Annotated in this window: 18 protein-coding genes and 1 pseudogene; 12 read left to right on the forward strand and 7 right to left on the reverse strand. The window is 58.5% G+C overall.

Features of this window, described 5'->3' with window-relative positions; translation table 11 throughout:
- Positions 1–112 precede the first annotated feature (112 nt).
- Positions 113–259, reverse strand: a pseudogene (locus Q0X21_RS00940) (low molecular weight phosphatase family protein); the annotation flags it as partial.
- A gap of 12 nt (positions 260–271) precedes the next feature.
- Complete coding sequence (gene arsB / locus Q0X21_RS00945; protein WP_297849822.1) at positions 272–1378, reverse strand: ACR3 family arsenite efflux transporter; 1107 nt, start codon at positions 1376–1378, stop codon at positions 272–274.
- An 81-nt stretch (positions 1379–1459) separates the two neighbouring features.
- On the opposite strand from arsB, the gene Q0X21_RS00950 reads away from it, so the two are divergent.
- Both Q0X21_RS00950 and Q0X21_RS00955 read left to right on the forward strand, forming a co-directional pair.
- Entirely contained in the window at positions 1460–1807 is a 348-nt protein-coding gene (locus Q0X21_RS00950) for a helix-turn-helix transcriptional regulator (protein WP_297849823.1), read from the forward strand.
- Between the two features lie 20 nt (positions 1808–1827).
- Positions 1828–2262 (forward strand): DUF488 family protein, encoded by a 435-nt coding sequence (locus Q0X21_RS00955; RefSeq protein WP_297849824.1) that lies wholly within the window; start codon positions 1828–1830, stop codon positions 2260–2262.
- A 7-nt stretch (positions 2263–2269) separates the two neighbouring features.
- On the opposite strand, the gene Q0X21_RS00960 is transcribed toward Q0X21_RS00955, so the two are convergent.
- Entirely contained in the window at positions 2270–3178 is a 909-nt protein-coding gene (locus tag Q0X21_RS00960; protein ID WP_297849825.1) for an ornithine cyclodeaminase family protein, read from the reverse strand.
- Positions 3179–3331: 153 nt separating this feature from the next.
- Between Q0X21_RS00960 and Q0X21_RS00965 the strand changes: the two genes are divergently transcribed.
- Positions 3332–4228, forward strand: coding sequence for an acetamidase/formamidase family protein (locus Q0X21_RS00965; RefSeq protein ID WP_297849826.1), 897 nt, complete (start codon positions 3332–3334; stop codon positions 4226–4228).
- 93 nt (positions 4229–4321) lie between these two features.
- Here Q0X21_RS00965 and Q0X21_RS00970 read toward each other — a convergent pair whose 3' ends face one another.
- Positions 4322–6211: a DUF2075 domain-containing protein gene (locus Q0X21_RS00970; protein ID WP_297849827.1), complete on the reverse strand. Its 1890-nt coding sequence runs from the start codon at positions 6209–6211 to the stop codon at positions 4322–4324.
- 171 nt (positions 6212–6382) lie between these two features.
- Between Q0X21_RS00970 and Q0X21_RS00975 the strand changes: the two genes are divergently transcribed.
- Complete coding sequence (locus tag Q0X21_RS00975) at positions 6383–8104, forward strand: SWIM zinc finger domain-containing protein (RefSeq protein WP_297849828.1); 1722 nt, start codon at positions 6383–6385, stop codon at positions 8102–8104.
- Positions 8105–8136: 32 nt separating this feature from the next.
- Here Q0X21_RS00975 and Q0X21_RS00980 read toward each other — a convergent pair whose 3' ends face one another.
- Both Q0X21_RS00980 and Q0X21_RS00985 read right to left on the reverse strand, forming a co-directional pair.
- Positions 8137–9540, reverse strand: coding sequence for an aromatic amino acid transport family protein (locus Q0X21_RS00980; protein WP_297849829.1), 1404 nt, complete (start codon positions 9538–9540; stop codon positions 8137–8139).
- Positions 9541–9898: 358 nt separating this feature from the next.
- On the reverse strand, positions 9899–10375 hold the full coding sequence (locus Q0X21_RS00985; RefSeq protein WP_297849830.1) for a helix-turn-helix domain-containing protein: 477 nt from the start codon (positions 10373–10375) through the stop codon (positions 9899–9901).
- 241 nt (positions 10376–10616) lie between these two features.
- On the opposite strand from Q0X21_RS00985, the gene Q0X21_RS00990 reads away from it, so the two are divergent.
- The 6 genes from Q0X21_RS00990 to Q0X21_RS01015 all read left to right on the forward strand — a co-directional run bounded on the left by Q0X21_RS00990 (position 10617) and on the right by Q0X21_RS01015 (position 15167).
- Entirely contained in the window at positions 10617–11357 is a 741-nt protein-coding gene (locus tag Q0X21_RS00990; RefSeq protein WP_297849831.1) for a hypothetical protein, read from the forward strand.
- A 25-nt stretch (positions 11358–11382) separates the two neighbouring features.
- Positions 11383–12102 carry a hypothetical protein gene (locus Q0X21_RS00995; RefSeq protein ID WP_297849832.1) on the forward strand — a complete coding sequence of 240 codons (720 nt, stop codon included), beginning with the start codon at positions 11383–11385 and terminating at the stop codon, positions 12100–12102.
- Between the two features lie 40 nt (positions 12103–12142).
- The gene (locus tag Q0X21_RS01000) at positions 12143–12619 is read left to right on the forward strand and encodes a carboxymuconolactone decarboxylase family protein (RefSeq protein WP_297849833.1); all 477 of its coding nucleotides are present in this window, start codon (positions 12143–12145) and stop codon (positions 12617–12619) included.
- 152 nt (positions 12620–12771) lie between these two features.
- The gene (locus Q0X21_RS01005) at positions 12772–14289 is read left to right on the forward strand and encodes an acyl-CoA carboxylase subunit beta (RefSeq protein ID WP_297849834.1); all 1518 of its coding nucleotides are present in this window, start codon (positions 12772–12774) and stop codon (positions 14287–14289) included.
- Between the two features lie 47 nt (positions 14290–14336).
- Positions 14337–14573, forward strand: a complete 237-nt coding sequence (locus Q0X21_RS01010) for an acyl-CoA carboxylase subunit epsilon (RefSeq protein ID WP_297849835.1) — start codon at positions 14337–14339, stop codon at positions 14571–14573.
- 3 nt (positions 14574–14576) lie between these two features.
- Positions 14577–15167, forward strand: a complete 591-nt coding sequence (locus tag Q0X21_RS01015; RefSeq protein ID WP_297849836.1) for a nucleoside triphosphate pyrophosphatase — start codon at positions 14577–14579, stop codon at positions 15165–15167.
- Positions 15168–15189: 22 nt separating this feature from the next.
- Here Q0X21_RS01015 and Q0X21_RS01020 read toward each other — a convergent pair whose 3' ends face one another.
- Complete coding sequence (locus Q0X21_RS01020) at positions 15190–15903, reverse strand: DUF4282 domain-containing protein (protein WP_297849837.1); 714 nt, start codon at positions 15901–15903, stop codon at positions 15190–15192.
- A 223-nt stretch (positions 15904–16126) separates the two neighbouring features.
- On the opposite strand from Q0X21_RS01020, the gene betT reads away from it, so the two are divergent.
- Both betT and Q0X21_RS01030 read left to right on the forward strand, forming a co-directional pair.
- A complete protein-coding gene (betT, locus tag Q0X21_RS01025) occupies positions 16127–18331 on the forward strand; it encodes a choline BCCT transporter BetT (RefSeq protein WP_297849838.1) in 2205 nt (734 codons plus the stop codon).
- 96 nt (positions 18332–18427) lie between these two features.
- Complete coding sequence (locus Q0X21_RS01030; protein ID WP_297849839.1) at positions 18428–19912, forward strand: aldehyde dehydrogenase family protein; 1485 nt, start codon at positions 18428–18430, stop codon at positions 19910–19912.
- Position 19913: the final 1 nt, after the last annotated feature.

Raw genomic sequence — 19913 nt, forward strand, 5'->3', positions numbered from 1 at the left:
TGGGGTTTTATATTGCCGTTTGAAAAGTTCCCTACTCCGCACCAAACGGGTTAGACAGCTAAAAGCTCAGCGATAAGCCCGCGGACCAGCCGCATGCGCTCCATTCCTTCAATTCCGCGTTGATCGCTGTTCCCGGCTGCGTGCCAGCGGAGTGAATCTCCAACTGCTCACCAGCATGATGCTGAGCTAGAGCAGCTGCCATTTGGGATTTTCCACTGTTGCGGACGCAGACAAAAAGCACTTTCGGGCGATCTGGCATCTTCATCTCCTCCTATGCGGATACTCCGGCATTCATCGATTGCTGCTCAGGCAAAGTTGGGTCGCCAGCAAACAGTTTCGGGCCGATCCACCGCATCAGGTAGACCAACCCCACAAGCACCGGAATTTCGATCAGTGGCCCGATGGTGCCTGCCAATGCTTCTGCGGAAGTAGCACCGAAGGTACCAATCGCAACAGCGATAGCCAGCTCAAAATTATTACCTGCTGCCGTGAACGCGACCGATGCGGATTGTGCGTACCCCATGCCCGAAGACTTAGACACGAACAGCCCAACCAAGAACATCACCACGAAGTAGATCAGCAGCGGGACCGCTACCCGAGCAACCGTCCACGGGCGAGAAATGATCTGTTCGCCCTGCAGGGAGAACAGCAGCACGATCGTGTACAGCAACCCCACCAATGCGAGCGGGGAGATCACTGGAAGGAATTTCTCCTCGTACCACTCGCGCCCACGAGCTTTCTCACCAATGATTCGCGACAAGACACCAGCTAACAACGGGATACCAAGGAAGACCAGCACCGATGACACAATCGCCCAAAATGAGAAATTCACCGACGTCGTTGAAAGGCCGAGCCACGACGGCAGAATCTGCAAATAGAACCAGCCCAGCACACCAAACATGAGCACTTGGAACACCGAGTTGATGGCCACCAGAACAGCGGTCGCTTCCCTGTCAGCACACGACAGATCCGACCAGACCAGCACCATGGCGATGCACCGGGCCAAACCGACAATGATCAAGCCCGTGCGGAGCTCCGGTTCATCCGCCAGGAAGATCCAGGCAAGAGCGAACATGAATGCCGGCCCCACGACCCAGTTAAGCAAGATCGACACTGCCATCAACCGCTTATCAGTAGCGATCTCCTTGGTCTTGTCATAGCGGACCTTTGCCAGCGGCGGGTACATCATCACCAGCAAGCCCAGCGCGATCGGCAGCGAGATTCCACCGACCTCCATGCTCTGCAATCCGCCGCTCAAGCCTGGGAACCAATTGCCCAGCCCCAACCCCAGGGCCATCGCGAGGATGATCCAAACTGGTAGGAAGCGATCGAGGAATGACATGCGGGCAGGTTCTTGAGCTATTGCTGACTCGGACATCAGAAACCTTTCATATCGACAAACGTCGATATGAAATCTAAAACTCCTATTGATCACTGTCAATATGAGAAAGTGAGAACCATGGCTTCCCCTAACACCTCAGCTGTCGCAGAACCACCTACGTGCTGCTCCCTCAGCGCGGGCCTGCTCAGTATCGAAGAAGCTGACCATTACGCGCAGCTTTTCAAGGTGCTCGCGGACCCGGCTCGCCTCCGTCTCCTGTCCCAGCTCGCCGAGGACGGGTGCGGACCCATCAGCGTTTCTGAACTCGCCGCACAGTCCGGCTTGAGTCAGCCCACCGTCTCTCACCACTTGAAGAAGCTGACTGATGCCGGATTGCTTCGCAAGATCCGAAACGGAAAAACCGTCACACACGAAGTCTGCCCCGGCCCATTCGCGGACCTTCGCACAGTCCTGCAGATGGACTAGCCCGCTCTACACTGGGCACCATGTCGGACATGAAGCTTTTCACAATCGGGTATTCGCAGAAGAGCGCGGAAGAATTCTTCGACATTCTGCGCGACAACGGCGTGAAGCGAGTCGTGGATATCCGGCGGCACAACACGAACCAGCTCGCCGGCTTCACAAAGAAAGATGATCTCGCCTGGTTCCTCAAAACCATCGCCGACATCGATTACGAGCACGTCCTAGCCCTCGCCCCCAGCGAGGACCTCATGCATGCCTACCGCAAAGAAGGCTTGCCTTTCGACGAGTTCGCACGCAAGCTCCGCTCCCAATTCGACGACCGCGACATGCCCACCAAGGACACCTTCGACCACGCCGTCCTACTGTGCTCCGAGGCCGATCCCTCCACCTGCCACCGCCTCATCGCCGCGGAATACCTCGCTGACAAGTGGTCCGGGGTGGAAGTGATTCATCTGTAGCAAGTGCCTACTGCTGCGTTAGTGCCCGTGCAACAGCCAGGTCCTGCCACGGCATCCCGACTGTCTTCACCACAACACGACGACTCGGATCAAGCTCGACGACACCGCGAGCAACATCGACCATCGGGATTAGTGAATCCCAGGTCACCACTCCCTTTTCAATGGCGATGCACACATCCCCTGCTTCACGCTCCGCTGCACCAGGATCTTCAACAACCACCTGCGCATCGGCGAACACATCTTCAAAAAGTTCGCGCGCATCCGTCGTGTGTGAACCGACGGCAAGAACGATTACATCATCACGAAGGTGCTCTGCATCAAGTATCGGCTCCTGCGAAGACGTCGCAGTGACCACGACATCCGCCTTCGACACTGCTTCATCCGCCGCTGACGTTCCCGACTCAACCCACTCATACGGGAAGTCACTCGGCTGATTACGTGAGATGAACGTGAGCGTCACCTCGCGCACACCATCACACACATCCGCGATGGTCTTCGCGTGACCGACTCCCTGAACGCCGGTGCCAAAAATCACTACATTCAACGACTCCGACGAGTCACGCAGCAGATCCACCACACACGCCACGGACACAGCCGGAGTACGCAGCTCAGTCAGAGCAGCAGCATCAATGACCGCCTCCGGTGTGAGCGTCTTACCGCCCATGAGCAGGTAGGAGCCCTGCACGAACGGAACATCCACATCGGAACCAACAGGCTGGATGCCGAGGACCTTCACGCCAACGGCAGCTTCAGTTGCCGCTGGCAGCAGTTGCATTTCACCATGCGGAAGCGCCACCTTTTGACGCTCCTGGTCGTTGGCAGGTTCAAACCCGCCTTTCAGCTCCTCGCGCAGTGCATCAACTGCTGCTGATGGCGAAAGCGTTGCCATTACCTCGTCATAGTCCATGTAGCGCATGAGCCACAGTGTATGGATTCCATATAGCTCCCGAGACCTTAACCAAAGGCACACAAAGCCATGCGCGCACTCCAGAACCCCCGCTAACCACTACTTTTCCGGCTAGGGTCGAGACAAGTCTTAGTCGTTCTTTTCTACAAGAGAGGGCAACCAATGCATTCCATCGATTCCCACACGTGTGTTTTGGCTATGTCTCCCGATGCAGAGCCACAGCTGCACATTGAAAGCGGCGCCGAAGTCACAGTCCACACCATGGATTGCTTCTCCAACACCATCACCGATGAATCGCAGCTGTTCAGCACCGTCGGCTGGGACAAGGTGAACCCGGCCACCGGCCCCATCGCCATCAACGGTGCTAAGCCGGGCGACACTCTCAAGGTTGAGATCCTCAGCATTGAGATCGGCGATCACGCCACCATGACCACCCACCCGGACTTCGGCGCACTGCCCGGCACGGTTGAGGAGCGCACCCGTATCATCCCCATCCGCGACGGCAAGGCTCACTTCTCCGACGACATCGCCATTGAGCTCCGCCCCATGATCGGCGTCATCGGCACCTCCCCCGCCACCGAATCCGTCGCCACCGGCGAGCCCCGCCAGCACGGCGGCAATATGGACACCAAAGAAATCGTCGCCGGCTCCACGCTCTACCTCCCAGTCGAAGTCGACGGCGCAAACCTCAGCCTTGGCGACGTCCACGCCGTCATGGGCGACGGCGAAGTCGCCGTATGCGGCGCTGAAATCGAAGCTGAAGTAAAGATCCGCGTCACCGTCCTCGACGGCCGCCCACTGCCCCTGCCTTTCCTCGACTCCGGCGATGCGGTCTACACAATCTCCTCCGAGATCGGCCTCACCGACGCCGTCAAGGAATCCACCCGCATGATGCGCGATTGGCTTGTCGACGAATCCCCTCTCGACGCAACCGATGCCCTCATGCTGCTCTCGCTGACCGGCGATACCCAGATCAGCCAGATCGTCGACCCTCGCATGACCGCCCGCTTCCGCCTGCCTAAGACCATTCTTGAGCAATGTGAGGTGGAGCTGCCGTAACCAACAAGCATCAAAAGCCCAGGGACTCCGCAGTGCGGAGTTCCTGGGCTTTTCCCGAGCAGTTAATTCTTGCTTGACCCTTTTTAGCTGTCTTCAGTCTGCTCGTTGTGCAGCTTTCTTAAGCTCTTCCCTCAGTGCGTCATCAACGGCATAGATTCCCATGCCACGCACCCCTCGAGTTAGAAGCACGTTTAGCTGATTGCGCAGGAGTTCCTCACTGACGTCGAGCTTCTTCTTTTCACCGTCAATCTCCATGGAGCGTTTGCTCGTCACGTTCGGATTTCGGCTCTCACTCTTGTCGAAGACAATTCGACCATCGCGATACTTCACTGATGGTCCAAGAATGACTCCGGCATAGTTCAGGTCAAAGCCTTGAACAGTGAAGATCGAGCCCACTTCATCAACCGTTGAGTCTCGCTCGGCCCACGAAAGCTTCTTCTCTGCTCTCGAGATCGGCATTTGGTTATTCCAGGGAAGACGGAAATCACCGATGGTGACGTCCCAGGTTTCGCTATCAGTCGGGCGTGTCTTTCCAGACGAGAACTTCCAATCGTATGTAGCGATCAGCCGGCTGAGCCCCTTCTCAACCTCGGAAGCTTCACCGTGCACCGATTTCGCTCGGATAACGGAGTGAAGATCCTCGGGGGTGTCGAAAACATCAATGCGGTAGCGATCATTCGTAGGAATTCGGGTGATCAGCCCTTGGTCGATGACCGTGCGAATCCAGTCCTCGGCTGGACCATCTGAGTCGATGCGCATCTGTTGGCTGAGGTTGATGACATTTTCTTGCCCTGCGCGAACTTCCAGTTCCCTTAGCTGCTCGTCTGTCCAGAATTGGTTACCAGCCAACACTTGAAGCGGGTCAAATACCGCAACGACCACATCAGCCAGTTCAAGAATGTCCCGGAACTGATTGTCACCTCGGTAAGACTGTTTTCCTTGGGTCCAAAGCAGATGCGCTTCGTCAATGAACACCACATCTGCCTTGGTGCCAGCGGCTTGATGCTCATTGATGAACCGTGTCGGCTTCATGACACTTGGATGCTTATCGTCATGCAGACCGAGCTTCTCCGCGATTTGCTGGTAGACGGTCACCTGCTCATCGTGGTTCACCAACAGACAAGCATTGAAACTCTTGTTTCCTCCGATTTCAGTTTCGGCAGCACGCGCTTGAATGAGGTCATAGAAAACACTGCTGAGTAGCACTGTCTTGCCAGTACCCGCTCCGCCTTTAACGAGGATCAGATCCGACTCTTCGCGATCTCGGTGAAACTCATCCGGAGTCAATGCACGGTCAACTGCTTTGAGGATCTGAACTTTTGCTCCCACCTGCTGTTCGTTGAGCTGATGAAACGGAGATGCCTTGAAGAGTGCCGATTCCCGAATAAGTCGCTCGAGAGGAAACAGGACAGGGTCATGCTGTCGAAGTTTGCGCCAAATTGAGTTGAAAGTGACGTCAACGTAGTCGCGCGTGAAGTAGTCAGTCTGAATATTGCGACGAGCATTAGTCAAAGTGATTGAGTCTGCCCCTTTTACCCCTTCAACAGAGGACAGATACAGCATCAACCGATCCTCAATATCCAAGGTCAACGATTTATTGAATAAAGAGTGCCCAATAACGATGATCGTCGAGTCGTTATCGCGGAATGAATTCCACTTTGACGGTTTCAGTGTGACAATTTCAGGCTCTTCTACTGGAAGCAAAGCATCATCGAATGCACTGCTTTCCAGATCGATTTTGTCGGGATCGACTTCTAGGTGGGTCTTTGTTCTCTGTGCAATATCGTTCGTTTCGCCGACATAGACCTGATACGCACCATCAGCTTCTTGATAGATGACGTAAACGGTCGGGTATTTAAGGAGAAGACGCCGAGTTTCTTCGTCTTCCTGTGCCACCTCCACCAGGAAATGCTCAAGATGGTCGACGCTGTACGGAAACGACCTGACTACAGCCTTCCCCTTGAGTTTCATGTTTCCTCCCACGCGGTGAACCTTAACCAGACTATAGATATGCCATCACGAGCCATGTGGTTAGAGAACAGTTTTTTGGGATTGTCGTCGATAAGCGAAATGCGTTATCCCACTAGATTCCTCACGAACACCCACTCGAACAATCCCCACCTCTATGTCCCGCCGTCTTCGTAGGCTCAAGGTATGAGCAAGAACGTGGTGGAGTTTGTCCGGGCGCTGGGTGAGGCGGGCGTGGCGGCGCGGTCGGATCTGAAGAGTTTTATGCGGGCGGATGAGATCGCGGATGGGGAGATGACGGCATTGGTGGACGCGGGGGCGTCGTTTAGCGCGCAGGTTGTGGGCACGGATGTGTGGGTGGTGCGGTTTGAGCTGGTGATTGATGACGGTGCCACGGTGGCGGATCGGCTGAATGTGTGGTGTACGTGCCCGGTGCCGCGGGAGTGGTGCAAGCATGCGGTGGCGGTGGCGCGGCGGATGATGCGGGACCCGGAGTGGGTGCGTCAGGCACGGAAGGTGGAAGAGCTGGACGAAGACGATGCGCCCGCTGATGCAGACGTGACTGTGCGGGACGTGGTGGATAGCACGCTGGGGATCATGCGGAAGCGGGAGCTGATCACGGTGATCAACACGTTGCGGGAGAAGAAGCCGATGGTGGAGCCAGCGGTGACCAAGCTGGTGATGCCGTATTCATCAGTTCAGCCAGAGGGGCTGGTGGCTGTGCAGGAGGCAATCGAGCACACGCGGGTGCTGTTTGAGAACGCGTTTATGGACGCTGACGTGGACGCCGCCGCAAGCCAGCTGCGCTACACCGGCAATGTGATCCGCAGTCATGCGTCTGATGGGCGCGAGATGCAGCTGCTGGTGGCGTTGGAAACGCTGATGTTTGAGGCCAGTGAGCGGGCACAGCTGATTGCGCTGCCGGTCGGGTCGGTGGTGCAGGCGCTGGAGGAGCTCTATTTGCACCACGTGGCTATCGCGCATTGGTTGAAGTTGGATGCGGATCGAGTGATCGACTGGTTGCTAAACACCTATTTCGCGCCAGGCGGGTACCTGCCCACGAAGGTGGACGAATATGCGGATCTGCTGGGCAGTGAGGGTCTGGACCGACTGATCAAAGAAGCGCACAAATACCGGCCATTGCATCCGAAGAAGCTGCTGCCACTGGAGATCGATGTGGCGTTGCTCCGAAACAACATGCACGAGCTGAAGCGTTTGTGTGAGCGGTACGGAAATTACGACGCGTTGCTGAGCTTCTATCAGCGCAACGGGATGGATGTAGGCGCGGAGAAGCTGGTCACGGATGCGCTGTCCGCGAACGATCCGACTGTGCTCTCCCCCGAGGTGCTTTATGAAGCAGCAGCGAAATACTTCGGTGATGACGGAATGCGGATGTATCACCGCTACTGGTTCTTCGCGGCCCCGTCGCTGGAGTACTTCCTCGACTTCATCCGTGCGCCCGGCGTGGACTTCGCCGAGGCGGTGTTCGCGCTCCAGTCGGTGGAGGACGTGGCTACGGATCCGGATTACACACTGCTGGCTGCAACGTGGTTTGAGCGTTTCGACATCGGCTTTGATGTCATCACCACCGGTGGTCCCAGTGCAAGGATGGCGGCGGATTTCGCGTCGGCCGTCGGTATGAAATACGACCCGGTGTGGGCAATGGGCGTGATCTTCGTGCATATCCGCCAGCAACTCTCACGATCAGTTGTGCGAGGATCGGTGGCAGTGCAGCGTGCATCGCTTGCCCGAATCATGGAGCGGATTGTCAGGCTGCGCAAGACGGTGGAAAAAGCCGCTGGCTCAGAAGATGTCCGCATCGATTGGGAAGCAGAACTAGGTGCGCTGAAGACCGAATTCGGCAGCCCCCCTGTAGTTCGGGCGGCCTTCGAGGAGTGGGGGTTGTAACTGTCTGAGGAGGTTTCCCGCTGACTCGGGCGTTAACGCACCATATTCCAAATAGCCACACCGACAATCACGATGCCCATCACGCCAACGAAGATGGTGTCGGGGCGGTTGGCGTAGTGCTTGTACGCGGTGGCTTTGCGGAAGAGCAGCGACGGGACGATGTAGACCAAGAACGCAACGAAGACGCCACCGACGACGGAGATCAGCGTCATGATGGACGGGTTAAACACCGCAACGAGGGTGCCGGTGACGAAGACGAAGATATTGATCACCCAGCGCAGGGCGTTCTCGCTGACGCGCTGCGCGAAATTCGGTGCGGCGACGCGCAGCAGGTACGTCGTGCCCTCCTCGGTACCCATCATGTGGCCGAAGTAGGACGAGGCGATCGCGCAGATGGCCACGATGGGACTCAACCAGGCCATCAGCGGCGTGCCTGTCTCGTTAGCCAGGTAGGACAGCACGGGGATGTTCTGCTCCGCCGCGGCAGCAAGGCCCTCCGCGCCGAGGGCGAACGCACACGACCAGACGAAGAACATGGTGAACAGAACCAGCGCAGTCGCGGCGATGAGCTCGATCTTGGTCACGTCTTTCTCGGTTTTAGCGACGTCGTCGTCATGCTTCTTTTGCACGTCTAGGACGAACTGCGACAGAGCAGCCATGTGACTGAAGGAGAAGACCAGGACAGGCAGCAGCAGGAGAAGTGACTGCCAGATCGGGGTATCGGACTCGTAGGAGATGAAGCTCTGCACATCCCAACGTGGAATAAGGAACAGCGACGCACCCGCTAAGGCGATGATGAGCGGGTAGACGAGGAAGTTGGCCATCGCCAGGGTTGCCTTTTGCCCGAACGCAAATGCACCGGTGAGAATACCCACGCAGATCGGCGCCAGCACCCAACGACTTAGCTCCGGGCCACCGAACTGGTTGGTAATGAAGCTGTCGATCGTGTTGGTGATGGACACGCCGTAGATCAACACAGTGGGAAAGACAGCCAACCAATACACCAACGCCGTGGCAAACCCCCGCTTGCGCCCGGTAAGCGCGGTGATGATCTGCAGGACGTCCATGCCGGGCATCGGTGAGCCCGACACAATGCGGGCGTAAGTGCGGTGGGAGAAAAACACCAAAGGACCGATGAACAAGGTCGCGGCGACGAGGGGCCAGAAACCGAAGGAACCGGCGTCGAGCGGGAGGAACAAGATGCCGGCACCGACAGCGGTACCGAATAGCGTCAGCGCCCAGGACATCACCGTGCCGTCGGGAACCTCATCGGTCTCCGCTTGGGTCTCGATGTACTCCCTGTCCGCGTCCGAAAGGTGGTCGAGCTCGAATTCGTCGCGGGCCTGCTCGAGATGCTCCTCGCTGTGCAACTCCGGCAGTTCGTCGGCATCGCTTTCAGGCGTGTTAGGAGTTGGCGTACCGGAGGCAGTGGACATGAGTAGCCTTTCGTGAGAGAGCACCGGATTAGAAAGACTTTATGCGTGTGCGGGGCACTTTTCTATCTTTTCGGACATAGGGCCATAGTTCGGCCCTTGGCCAAAAACACTCCGACCTGCAATTAATAGCGCAAGAGCTAACGTGACGGGAATTTTCAACGATAAAAGCTTCGAGTGTGACAGCAGGGTTTCAATCCGTGACAAGGGGGTAACGGATTGCGAACTGGCCTTCGAGGAGTGGGGGTTGTAAGGGAATTCAAGGAACGCAAAAGCTGCGAGTAACTAAAACTTCCCTACTCATCCTCTAGACAACGAGGGGTACCTGTTGACAGCTTGGCTTGCTCGATTAAATCCCTTCTCATTCTTGTGGCATTCGCCAAAGCTTTTCCCCAAGCGGAGTGATTTTGACCCCTGGTCGAATCTTTATGACGTAATCCTCGTCTGTTTCAGTCCGAGGCAGGTAAGCAAACCCATTAACGTTACTCAACCCTGGAACGGGTGGATATTCCGGATCGTAATCAATTACTTGATTAAAGATTTTGAGCCTTCTAATTAGGGTTTCTGCCCTCCGGGCAGTATCTTTCTCAAGTGATTCCGGGCCACCCAAATTAATATGCCCGTACGCCCTCAGTGAGATATAGATAGTGTTACGAAAGCATGCGCTATCGACTTCCCAAGGAAGATTTTCCGTGATCGTGGTGATCGGGGGCACATAGCCCCCATTTTTCGCAAGCTTGTGTACGTATTGTCGCGAGACGCCGTATTCCTTCGCAATATCTGTTTGCCTATGCCCTTGGGCCATGAGCCACATAACGAGATCCGCCGAGAGTGCCAAAACAATTTTCCTTGATTGTGCCCACTATTAAATTAAACAGGATTATAAACCTCAAACGCTCATTTTCCAGATGTAACTTGCACTCCTACATTTAGAGCCCCGAAAGCTACGAAACCCATACAACGACGCTCCTCAGCCGCTCTCCATCATGGCCCCCTAATTAGTCGCCAAGAACGCTGAAGCGCCGAAATTAGAAACTTCAGGGTTCACAGACGATCTATGGCAATTAAAGTTTCGCACTATGAAGTACTTACGTAGAACAGCACTCACGAGCATCGCGACCATCGCGGCGTTGGCTGCCGGCTGCTCCACTGCAGATGATGCCGAACCGCCGCCGACCAGTGAGGTCGCTAGTAGTGCGGAATCAAGTCCGGATGCGGTAACGGAGACGGTCACTGAGAAGGCATCTGGTGGCGATGACGCCGCTGGCAAGGATGGCGCAGAGACACCTGAGAACGGCCGCGATAATGGCGGGGCCCCTGATGAAAATTGCGCGGCCCTGCCCACCGATCCACGCGAGCAGTACCCGGACGGTTCCGCGCCGGGCCGGATGCCGCAGGCAGGCCCGAACCCGTCGGGCACGCAGTACTGGATTGAAAACGTGGAAAACAACTATGACCCGTGCGCACCGATTAGCTGGATCGTCTTCCGCGGCACCTTAGGTGATGAGAATAAGCAGGGCGGTACGGCCTCGTCCATCGTGGATGGTGCAGCCTTCTATATCGACGGCATCCCGGTCAGTGGCATGAAAATCGTCACGTCAGTAGAAGGTGTGAAGAAGCTCGACGAACGCACCGTGGAATTCTCGTGGGGTGAGCGTGGCGGCGCGACGGTCGAGGGCATCACTGACCACTACTCAGTAACCCTTGAGTCCAGGGGCAGCGTACTTGAACCGGTGAGCGGTGATACAAAACCATTCCTCGCCATGTGGAATGAGACCCCCGAAAATGAGTATGTCCTGGGACATGGGGAGGAAAACTAGCGTGTGCCCAGTAAGCTGATCGCTTATGAAAGCGCACCGTAGTCCTTTTCTTGCAGTCCTGGCAGCAATCGCAATGCTTGCTGCTGGCTGCTCCTCCCCCGCCGGTCTTGAAGAGCCGGAGCTGAGCACGCAGGCTCAACCTTCGGCATCCGCCGCTGATGAAGAGGTCACCGAAACCGTGACCAAGGATGCCGACCCGGATGATGGCGATGACAACGGGGACGGCAGCGAGGGCGCGAAAAAGAAAAAGCGCAAGGGCTCCAGCACATGCGCTTCCCTGCCGAAGGACCCGCGCGACCAATACGCGGACGGCACCGCACCGGGGCGTATGCCAACCATGGAGCCCGGCAGTGATTTCAACTACTGGATCGCGGACATTGAAAACCACTACGACCCGTGTGCGGAAGTCAGCTGGGTTCTCTTCCACGGTGAGACCGGCTCACCGGAAAGCCCGGCAATGACTGCGGGTGCGCGTGCCGACGGCGTGGCGTTCTACATCAACGGTGAACCGGACGGCGAGATGCGTATCTTCGCCGCTATCGAGGACATCCATGTCGATGGCGACACCGTTGAGTTCTCCTGGGGTGAGCGCACCGGCTACACCGCTGATGGCATCACCGCGCACTATTCCGTCACGCTCACCACGGAAAACGGGCGGATTGAGGCAGTCGACGGCGAAGTGGGCAAGTTCAACCGTGTGTGGGATGAACCGTCCTTCCAATACATGCTGGGCACCTACGACTAAACCGTCTGACGGATTCGGGGAGCGCGCGTAGGGTCGCGGTATGACAACAAACCAACGGAAACCAATTCCGAAAGTCGCCTACGCGCCCATGCTTGGCATGGAGACCTACGTGCGGGCACGTGTGGAAAAGGAATACTCGCACCTTGTGCAGCTGCGGGCCTCCGCGATCAACCAGTGCGTCTATTGCTTAGCGATGCACCGCCGGGATGCCAGGAAAGATGGCTGGTCGGAGGAGAAGATCAGCCGGGTAGAGAACTGGACGGACACTCCGGACGCTTTCACCGATAAGGAGCGGGCAGCGCTCGAGCTGACGGATGCGGTGACGAAGATCCACGGTGAAGAATCGGTGCCGGATGAGCTCTGGGACCGTGTTGAGCACCACCACGGCGAAAAGGGTGCGCGGAATCTGCTGATGGCGATTGTCACGATCAACGCGTGGAACCGGATCGGAATCACCACGCGCCTGGATCCGAAGAGTCTTTCCGGGGTCACGGCGTTCGATCTCGGCCAAAAATAACCCTGCTTCCCTCCCCCTCGGCTCCCCCTCGTGGGAATTGGGGCTGGTGGACGCGGAATCGTCGATAAGCGATGCGAAACATTGGCGGCGCGCGGGCCGATAGGTGGTTTGGAACCTGATGTAGTAACTGTGAGCCCGTAAACTGGAGCGCCATGACCGACAAGAAGCCCGACCTGACCACGACCGCCGGAAAGATCGAGGACCTGCGTAACAGGCTCGCTGAATCGCGTGAGCCGATGGGCAGCGAAGCGACGCGTGCCGCGGGCGAGGCAGGGATCTCCACCGCACGGCAGCGCGTTGAGGCACTGTTGGATACAGACAGCTTCGTGGAAACAGACGCGCTGGCACGTCACCGTGTTGAGGAATACGGCATGGGACGCACCAAGCCCGCCACCGATGGTGTTGTCACGGGCTACGGGCTTATCGACGGCCGACGGGTCACCGTCTACTCCCACGACTCCTCCATCTTCGACGGTCAGATGGGTGAGGTGTACGCCGAGAAGATCCTGAAGATCTACGACTTGGCAATCAAGACGGGTGTTCCCGTCATTGCCATCCACGACTCCACGGGCGGACGTCTGCAGGAAGGCGTGGTCACTGCGGCGATGTCGGCGCGGATCCTACGCAAGGCCACTGAGGCATCGGGCGTTGTCCCGCAGATCTCCGTTGTTGCTGGTGAGGTCGCATCCTTGGCGGCACTTCTGGTGCCGGTCAGTGACATCACGGTGATGGTGAAGAATGCGACGATGCACCTGACGTCGGTGAGCGCTGTGACGAAGGTGACGCGTCGTGTGGCTACCGCGAAGTCGCTGGGCAGCTCCGATGTTCATTCGAAGATCACGGGCATTGCGCAGCTGACCGCCCCAACGGACCTGGAGGCTATGTCCACCGTGCGTGAGCTGGTGGCATTCCTGCCAGAGAATAACCGCGCGGCCTCCCCGATCAATGACAGCTCGACCGAGCCGGAAACCGCTGATCTGGATACGTTCATCCCGAATTCGAATGCGGAATCTTATGATGTCCGCGAGATCATCAACCGTGTCACTGACAAGGGCCTGATGGAGCTCAGCCGCGGATACGCGGACAATATCGTCACCGGTTTTGCCCACATTTCGGGCCGTGCTGTGGGCATTGTGGCGAACCAGCCGAGCGTGCTCGCCGGCTGCCTCGACCACGCCGCTGCACGCAAGGCCGCACGCTTTATCCGCGTGTGTGATTCCTTCAATATCCCGATCGTTGAATTTGTCGACTCCCCTGGCTTCTTCCCGTCCGAGGAGGAAGAGCACCTCGGCTCCGCGAATTATGGCGCTGCCCTCGCATTCGCGTACGCGGAGGCACAGGTTGGCAAGGTCACGGTGATCACCCGCCGCGCGATCGGCCCGTCGTACGTGACCATGGGTTCGAAGGACCTCGGCGCCGACATCGTCCTGGCATGGCCGACTGCGCAAATCGCGCTTGCCGACGCCACCACTGCCGCCGAGCTTCTCTCCGTCGACGCTGATGAATACGCCGCCGCCAATATGACGCCGTATGTAGCCACCGAGCGTGGTCTCGTGGACATCGTCATCGAGCCGTCTCAGACCCGCACCCAGATCCTTGAGGCTCTCCGCCTTCTGGAGCGCAAGGTGGTCTACGCCCTGCCGAAGAAGCACGGCAATATTCCGCTCTAAAAGTTGTAATTAGTCCCGCACATTCCCTGTTAGGAGGTTCACCTGCAATGTCTTCGCCGCAATCTCAGGCACAGTCCACCGCCAAGCCGATGTTCACCGTGGTCAAGGGCAACCCGACCGAAGAAGAGCTAGCTGCGCTGACCCAGGTGCTCACCGACCTGCAGCAAGCCGCGAAGTCCCGTACCTCCGGCGGCCACCGCAACCTCTGGGGCCGCCCTACCCCGCGCGATCACGGCCCGGTGCTGTACAACCCTTCGGCTTTCAACTCGCAGACGCTGTTTTAAATAATGCGCCTTGTTCTCGCTTCCCAGTCACCTTCACGGAAGATGATCCTGACCAATGCTGGTGTGGATCCCATCCAGCATCCGGCTCATGTGGATGAGGATGCGATCATTGCCTCGCTCGCTGGCGCCACTCCCGCTGAGGTCGTGTCCACTCTGGCACGTGCCAAGGCTGATGCTGTCGCACCGGAATACCCGGGCGATATCGTCGTCGGCTGCGATTCCATGCTCCTGCTCGACGGGGAGCTCCAAGGCAAACCGCACACCGTGGAAGCGACCATTGCGCGCTGGAAAGCCCAGCGTGGCCAAACCGCTGAGCTGGTCACCGGCCACGCGATCGGCCTCAATGGCCAGTGGGTCGTGGACACCGTGTCCACCCGCATCCACTTCGGTGATGTCAGCGATGCTGATATTGAGGCTTATGCCCGCTCCGGCGAACCACTCGAGTGCGCCGGCGCGTTCACTCTTGAGGCCCTTGGCGGCTGGTTCATCGATTCGATCGAGGGTGATCAAACCAGCGTGATCGGCCTATCCCTGCCGCTTTTGCGCCAGGCACTGTACTCGTTTGGTATCAGCGCCTCGGACCTCTGGCGCTAGTAATTCCCCCCCTACCAGGACGCTATTCCTTTTCGCCCTGCTCAACCAGCTTTTCGGAGTTCTGGTACAGCCGGATCACTGAGATGACGAACTCCAGGACCACGCGTCCAATGATGATGTTCAGTACCACCCAGATGGTGCCAAAGATCAGCCAACCAAGGACGGAGGAAATTCCTACACCGTAGACAAATGACGTGCTCATGATGATGTAGAACAAACCACCGATCCAGAACAGGATCTGGGTGACGATGTGGATGATGTAGAGCACCTTCGCGAAGTCGTCGGTGACGAAGTCGCGGAAGGAGAAATCAAACAGGGCGGAGAAGAATGACTTCTTCTGCACCGGCTGTCCGCCCACCATCGGCTGGCCTGGGTACGCGCCTTGTGGGTAGCCATACTGCGGCGGGTAACCAGCCATCGGTGCACCGTGCTGCGGGTATTGCGTCGTGCCGTACGAGCTTGCACCGTAAGTGCCGGTGCCAGTGCCCGTGGTCGGCGTGGAGGTGGAAGACGGCGCGCCCCACGCGGATGTGGAATCAACCTGATCGATGTTCTCGGACTTAGGGAGGCTCTTGGTTTCAGCAGTTTCGTTAACCCCAGTAGCGCTGTTGAGGTTGTTCAGCTTGTCCAGGTTCTCTGTCTCAGCGGTTCCATCAATGGCGTTGAAATCAGTGGAATCGGTGGCGGTGTCATCTGGGTTCAGCGGGTTGTTATCCGGGTTGAAAGGTGTAGACATTTTGTTCCTTCGTGGCTAATTCGGGGATGGTCGGGAATAGGTGGTTCGTCGATAAGCGTCCCAGCGCACAGCGTTGCGCACGATGTTGAACGCGGACGAATGCCACGTAGTTTACGGGTCTCAGCTCGTGTTTGGTGGGCGAAAAGGGCTACGCTGGTGGACTTGTGCTTTTCATGCACAGCAAAATGCCATTTTTCGTACATGAATTTTTGAAGGAGTTCCGGTGAGTCCTAACGCGTCCCGAATGCGCGCGACCGCACCTGAAAAAACCAAAGAACTAGATGTAGAGAGCTTCCACGACGAAGCACACGAAGAACTGGACGCCAAGGGCTACTCCCGCGTGAACAAGCGCGTGTTCATCGCCTCCGGCATCCTGATCATCGCCTTCGTGCTGTGGTCCGCGATCTTCCCCGGCCAGGCCGAGACCGTGATCTTCGGTTCCATGGACTGGATCGGCCGCACGTTCGGCTGGTACTACGTCCTCACCGCCGCGCTCATCGTGATCTTCGTCCTCACCGTCGCCTTGAGTAAATTCGGCGAGATCCGTTTGGGCCCCGACCACTCGCGGCCGCGATTCAGCCTCTTCACGTGGGCATCGATGCTCTTTGCCGCCGGCATCGGCGTGGATTTGATGTTCTTCGCCATCTCCGGCCCGGCCGCCAACTTCCTGACCCCGCCGGACAACGCCGCGCTTTCCGACGAAGCCGCGCGGATGGCCCCCGTCTGGACCATCTTCCACTACGGCATCCCCGGCTGGTCCATGTACGCCCTGATGGGCGTAGCGCTCGGCCTGGCGGCGTACCGCTACCACCTGCCGCTGTCCATCCGCTCCGCGCTCGCCCCGCTGTTCGGCAAGCGCATCAAGGGGGTTGCCGGCGACACCGTTGACGTCGTGGCCACCATCGGCACCATCTTCGGTATTGGTACCTCGCTGGGTATCGGAGTTGTCTTCCTCAACTACGGCCTGACCGCGCTGTTCGGCATCCCGAACAACCTGACTGTCTGGATCGCGCTCATCATCGTGTCGGTGGCAATGGCGACGGTGTCGGCAGTCTCAGGCGTCGATAAGGGCATTCGACGTCTCTCCGAGACCAACGTCTTCCTTGCCCTGGGCCTGTTGGCCTACATCCTGCTCGCGGGCGACACGCCCACCCTGCTCAAGCAGCTCGTGCAGAATGCCGGCGACTCGCTCAGCCAGCTGCCGAATATGCTGTTCGCCACCTTCGGCTACACCGGCGGCGCTGCCGATTACCCGGCGGACCAGTGGCTGCAGGACTGGACAATCTTCTTCTGGGCGTGGTGGATCGCGTGGGCGCCGTTCGTCGGCCTGTTCCTCACCCGCATCTCCCGCGGCCGTACCCTGCGTGAATTCATCATCGGCGTGCTGATTGTCCCGCCGGGATTCATCCTGCTGTTCATCTCCATCCTGTCCAACTCCGCGCTGGCGCACTTCCAGGCGGGCGACGAGGCTTTCCTGAACGAGGCCGTGGAGATCCCCGAATCCGGCTACTTCAACCTGCTATCGCAGTACCCGGGCGCGACCTTCCTGATCGGCCTGTCCGTCCTCGTCGGTCTGCTGCTGTACGTCACCTCCGCCGACTCCGGCGCACTCGTCATGGCGAATATGACGTCGTACGCCACCCGCGGCGATTCCGACGGTGCGCCGTGGCTGCGTATCTTCTGGGCCGTCATCATCGGCGCGCTCACCCTAGCCATGCTGCTTGTAGACGGCGTGTACACCCTCCAAGCCGCCACCGTCCTGATCGGCCTGCCGTTCTCGGTGGTGATGTACCTGCTCATGGCATCGGTGGCGAAGGTACTGCGCGCCGAGAAACGCGCCCAAGATTCCGCCACCCGCGCACTCGTGTCGCGCTCCATGGCAGGTAGTGGCGCCGGTGAAGACAACCGCGACTGGCGGGACCGTCTTGCCCGCCGCGTCTACTTCCCTACCCGCGCCGATGCTGTCGCATTCATGAACGACACCGCCTCCCCCGCCCTGCGCGAAATCGCCGCCGAGCTCAAGCACCTCGGCCGCGAAGTGCACGTCGTCGAGGATGTCGCCGAAGACACCGGCCTGCCGTTCATCGACCTGACCATGACGTTCACCGACCACGACGAGTTCAAGTACCAGCTCTACCCGCTCGCCTACGAGGTGCCCACCTACGCCACCAACGCGCGTGAAGGCCAGGAGCACTTCTACCGCGTCGAGGTCTTCAACGCCCGCGGCACCCGCGGCCACAACGTGATCATGTACAACAAGGACCAGGTCATCCAGGACGTGATCAACTACTTCGACCGCCACCTCTTCTACATGGACATGGCAGACGATGCCAGCGGCCAGGTCATCGCTCATTCCTCTGTGCCGGCCCCCACCACGTGGGACGACGCTGGCGCGGACATCGATGTGGCGGAGAACACGGAGCACTAAACACAGAGATAGGTACCCTCGAAAGAGGGGAAGCGCGATCGGCCGAGAACTTCCTTGGCGTGACCGCGGACAATACGTTTTGCGAAAGGACAGTTAATGTCACAAGCCCAAACCTTGTTCATCGACGGCCAGTGGGTCGCAGCAGAAAATGGCGCAACCCGCGACATCCTCTGCCCGGCAGATGGCACCCACGTGGGCACCGTCTCCGAAGGCACCTCCGGCGATGCGGAGCGCGCAGTTCTGGCCGCCCGCGCCGCTTTTGAGAAGGGCGAGTGGAGGAACACGCCGGCCGCACAGCGCGGTGACTTCCTGATCAAGGTTGGTGACGAGCTGCTCCGCCGCAAGGACGAATTTGCCAAGGCCGAGGCACTCGACACGGGCAAGCGCCTCGTCGAGGCAGAGGGCGATATGGAAGACATCGCCAACTGCTTCCGCTACTTCGGCAAGGTCGCAGATTCCAACCCGGGACGGCTTATCGACGCTGGAGATGACACCGTCATCGACCGCGTTGTCACCGAGCCGATCGGTGTCTGCGGCATGATCACCCCGTGGAATTTCCCGCTGCTCCAGGCATCGTGGAAGATCGCCCCGGCCATTGCTGCTGGCAACACCTTTGTGATCAAGCCGTCTGAGCTCACCCCGCACACCACCATCAAGATCGTGGAACTGATGGATGAGCTGGGTCTGCCCAAGGGCGTGGCCAATGTGGTCACCGGCGACGGCGCTAATGTCGGCTCCGTGCTCTCCTCCCACCCGGAGGTAAACCTGGTTTCCTTCACCGGTGGTCTGGAGACCGGCCGCATCATTGCTAAGTCCGCTGCCGAAGGCGTCAAGCAGGTTGCACTCGAGCTGGGTGGCAAGAACCCGAACGTCATCTTCGCGGATGCGGATTACGACGCAGCGCTGGACAATGCGCTTAACGCCGCGTTCATGGACTCCGGCCTGGTCTGCTCTGCAGGCACCCGCCTGGTCATCGAGGAATCCATCGCCGAGCGCTTCGTCGACGACCTGGTTGCCCGCGCCAAGGACATCGTCATGGGTGGCCCGTTTGATGAAAAGGCTGAGACCGGCCCGCTGATCTCCAAGGAGCACCGCGACAAGGTCACCGACTACGTCGAGCGCGGCATCAAGGCTGGCGCTCGCCTTCGCTGTGGCCACGACTGGGGTGGCGAGGAACTCAAGGACGGCTTCTTCTACTCCCCGACCGTCCTGGACCAGTGCACCAGCGACAACCCGGCTGTGCAAGAAGAAGGCTTCGGCCCGGTCATCACCGTGGAGACCTTCTCCACCGAGGAAGAGGCCATCAAGATTGCCAACGACACCGACTACGGTCTCGCCGGCGCAGTCTGGACCTCCGATATGGGCACCGCCAACCGTGTTTCCCGTGCTCTGCAGCACGGCACGATCTGGATCAACGACTACCACCCGTACATCCCGCAGGCGGAGTGGGGCGGCTTCAAGCTCTCCGGCATCGGCCGCGAACTTGGCCACACCGGTCTCGAGGAATACCAGCAGACCAAGCACATCTACCACAACACCGAACCGGCGGTGACCGGCTGGTTCCCGAATAAGCAGTCCTAGT

The sequence above is a fragment of the uncultured Corynebacterium sp. genome, assembly GCF_947253065.1.
Taxonomy (GTDB): Bacteria; Actinomycetota; Actinomycetes; order Mycobacteriales; family Mycobacteriaceae; genus Corynebacterium.

Excerpts from the sequence above, each read along its gene's own strand:
- arsB (WP_297849822.1), bottom strand. The coding sequence starts at position 1,378 with ATGTCCGAGTCAGCAATAGCTCAAGAACCTGCCCGCATGTCATTCCTC.
- Q0X21_RS00950 (WP_297849823.1), top strand. The coding sequence starts at position 1,460 with ATGGCTTCCCCTAACACCTCAGCTGTCGCAGAACCACCTACGTGCTGC.
- Q0X21_RS00955 (WP_297849824.1), top strand. The coding sequence starts at position 1,828 with ATGTCGGACATGAAGCTTTTCACAATCGGGTATTCGCAGAAGAGCGCG.
- Q0X21_RS00960 (WP_297849825.1), bottom strand. The coding sequence starts at position 3,178 with ATGCGCTACATGGACTATGACGAGGTAATGGCAACGCTTTCGCCATCA.
- Q0X21_RS00965 (WP_297849826.1), top strand. The coding sequence starts at position 3,332 with ATGCATTCCATCGATTCCCACACGTGTGTTTTGGCTATGTCTCCCGAT.
- Q0X21_RS00975 (WP_297849828.1), top strand. The coding sequence starts at position 6,383 with ATGAGCAAGAACGTGGTGGAGTTTGTCCGGGCGCTGGGTGAGGCGGGC.
- Q0X21_RS00980 (WP_297849829.1), bottom strand. The coding sequence starts at position 9,540 with ATGTCCACTGCCTCCGGTACGCCAACTCCTAACACGCCTGAAAGCGAT.
- Q0X21_RS00990 (WP_297849831.1), top strand. The coding sequence starts at position 10,617 with ATGAAGTACTTACGTAGAACAGCACTCACGAGCATCGCGACCATCGCG.
- Q0X21_RS00995 (WP_297849832.1), top strand. The coding sequence starts at position 11,383 with ATGAAAGCGCACCGTAGTCCTTTTCTTGCAGTCCTGGCAGCAATCGCA.
- Q0X21_RS01000 (WP_297849833.1), top strand. The coding sequence starts at position 12,143 with ATGACAACAAACCAACGGAAACCAATTCCGAAAGTCGCCTACGCGCCC.
- Q0X21_RS01005 (WP_297849834.1), top strand. The coding sequence starts at position 12,772 with ATGACCGACAAGAAGCCCGACCTGACCACGACCGCCGGAAAGATCGAG.
- Q0X21_RS01010 (WP_297849835.1), top strand. The coding sequence starts at position 14,337 with ATGTCTTCGCCGCAATCTCAGGCACAGTCCACCGCCAAGCCGATGTTC.
- Q0X21_RS01015 (WP_297849836.1), top strand. The coding sequence starts at position 14,577 with ATGCGCCTTGTTCTCGCTTCCCAGTCACCTTCACGGAAGATGATCCTG.
- Q0X21_RS01020 (WP_297849837.1), bottom strand. The coding sequence starts at position 15,903 with ATGTCTACACCTTTCAACCCGGATAACAACCCGCTGAACCCAGATGAC.
- Q0X21_RS01030 (WP_297849839.1), top strand. The coding sequence starts at position 18,428 with ATGTCACAAGCCCAAACCTTGTTCATCGACGGCCAGTGGGTCGCAGCA.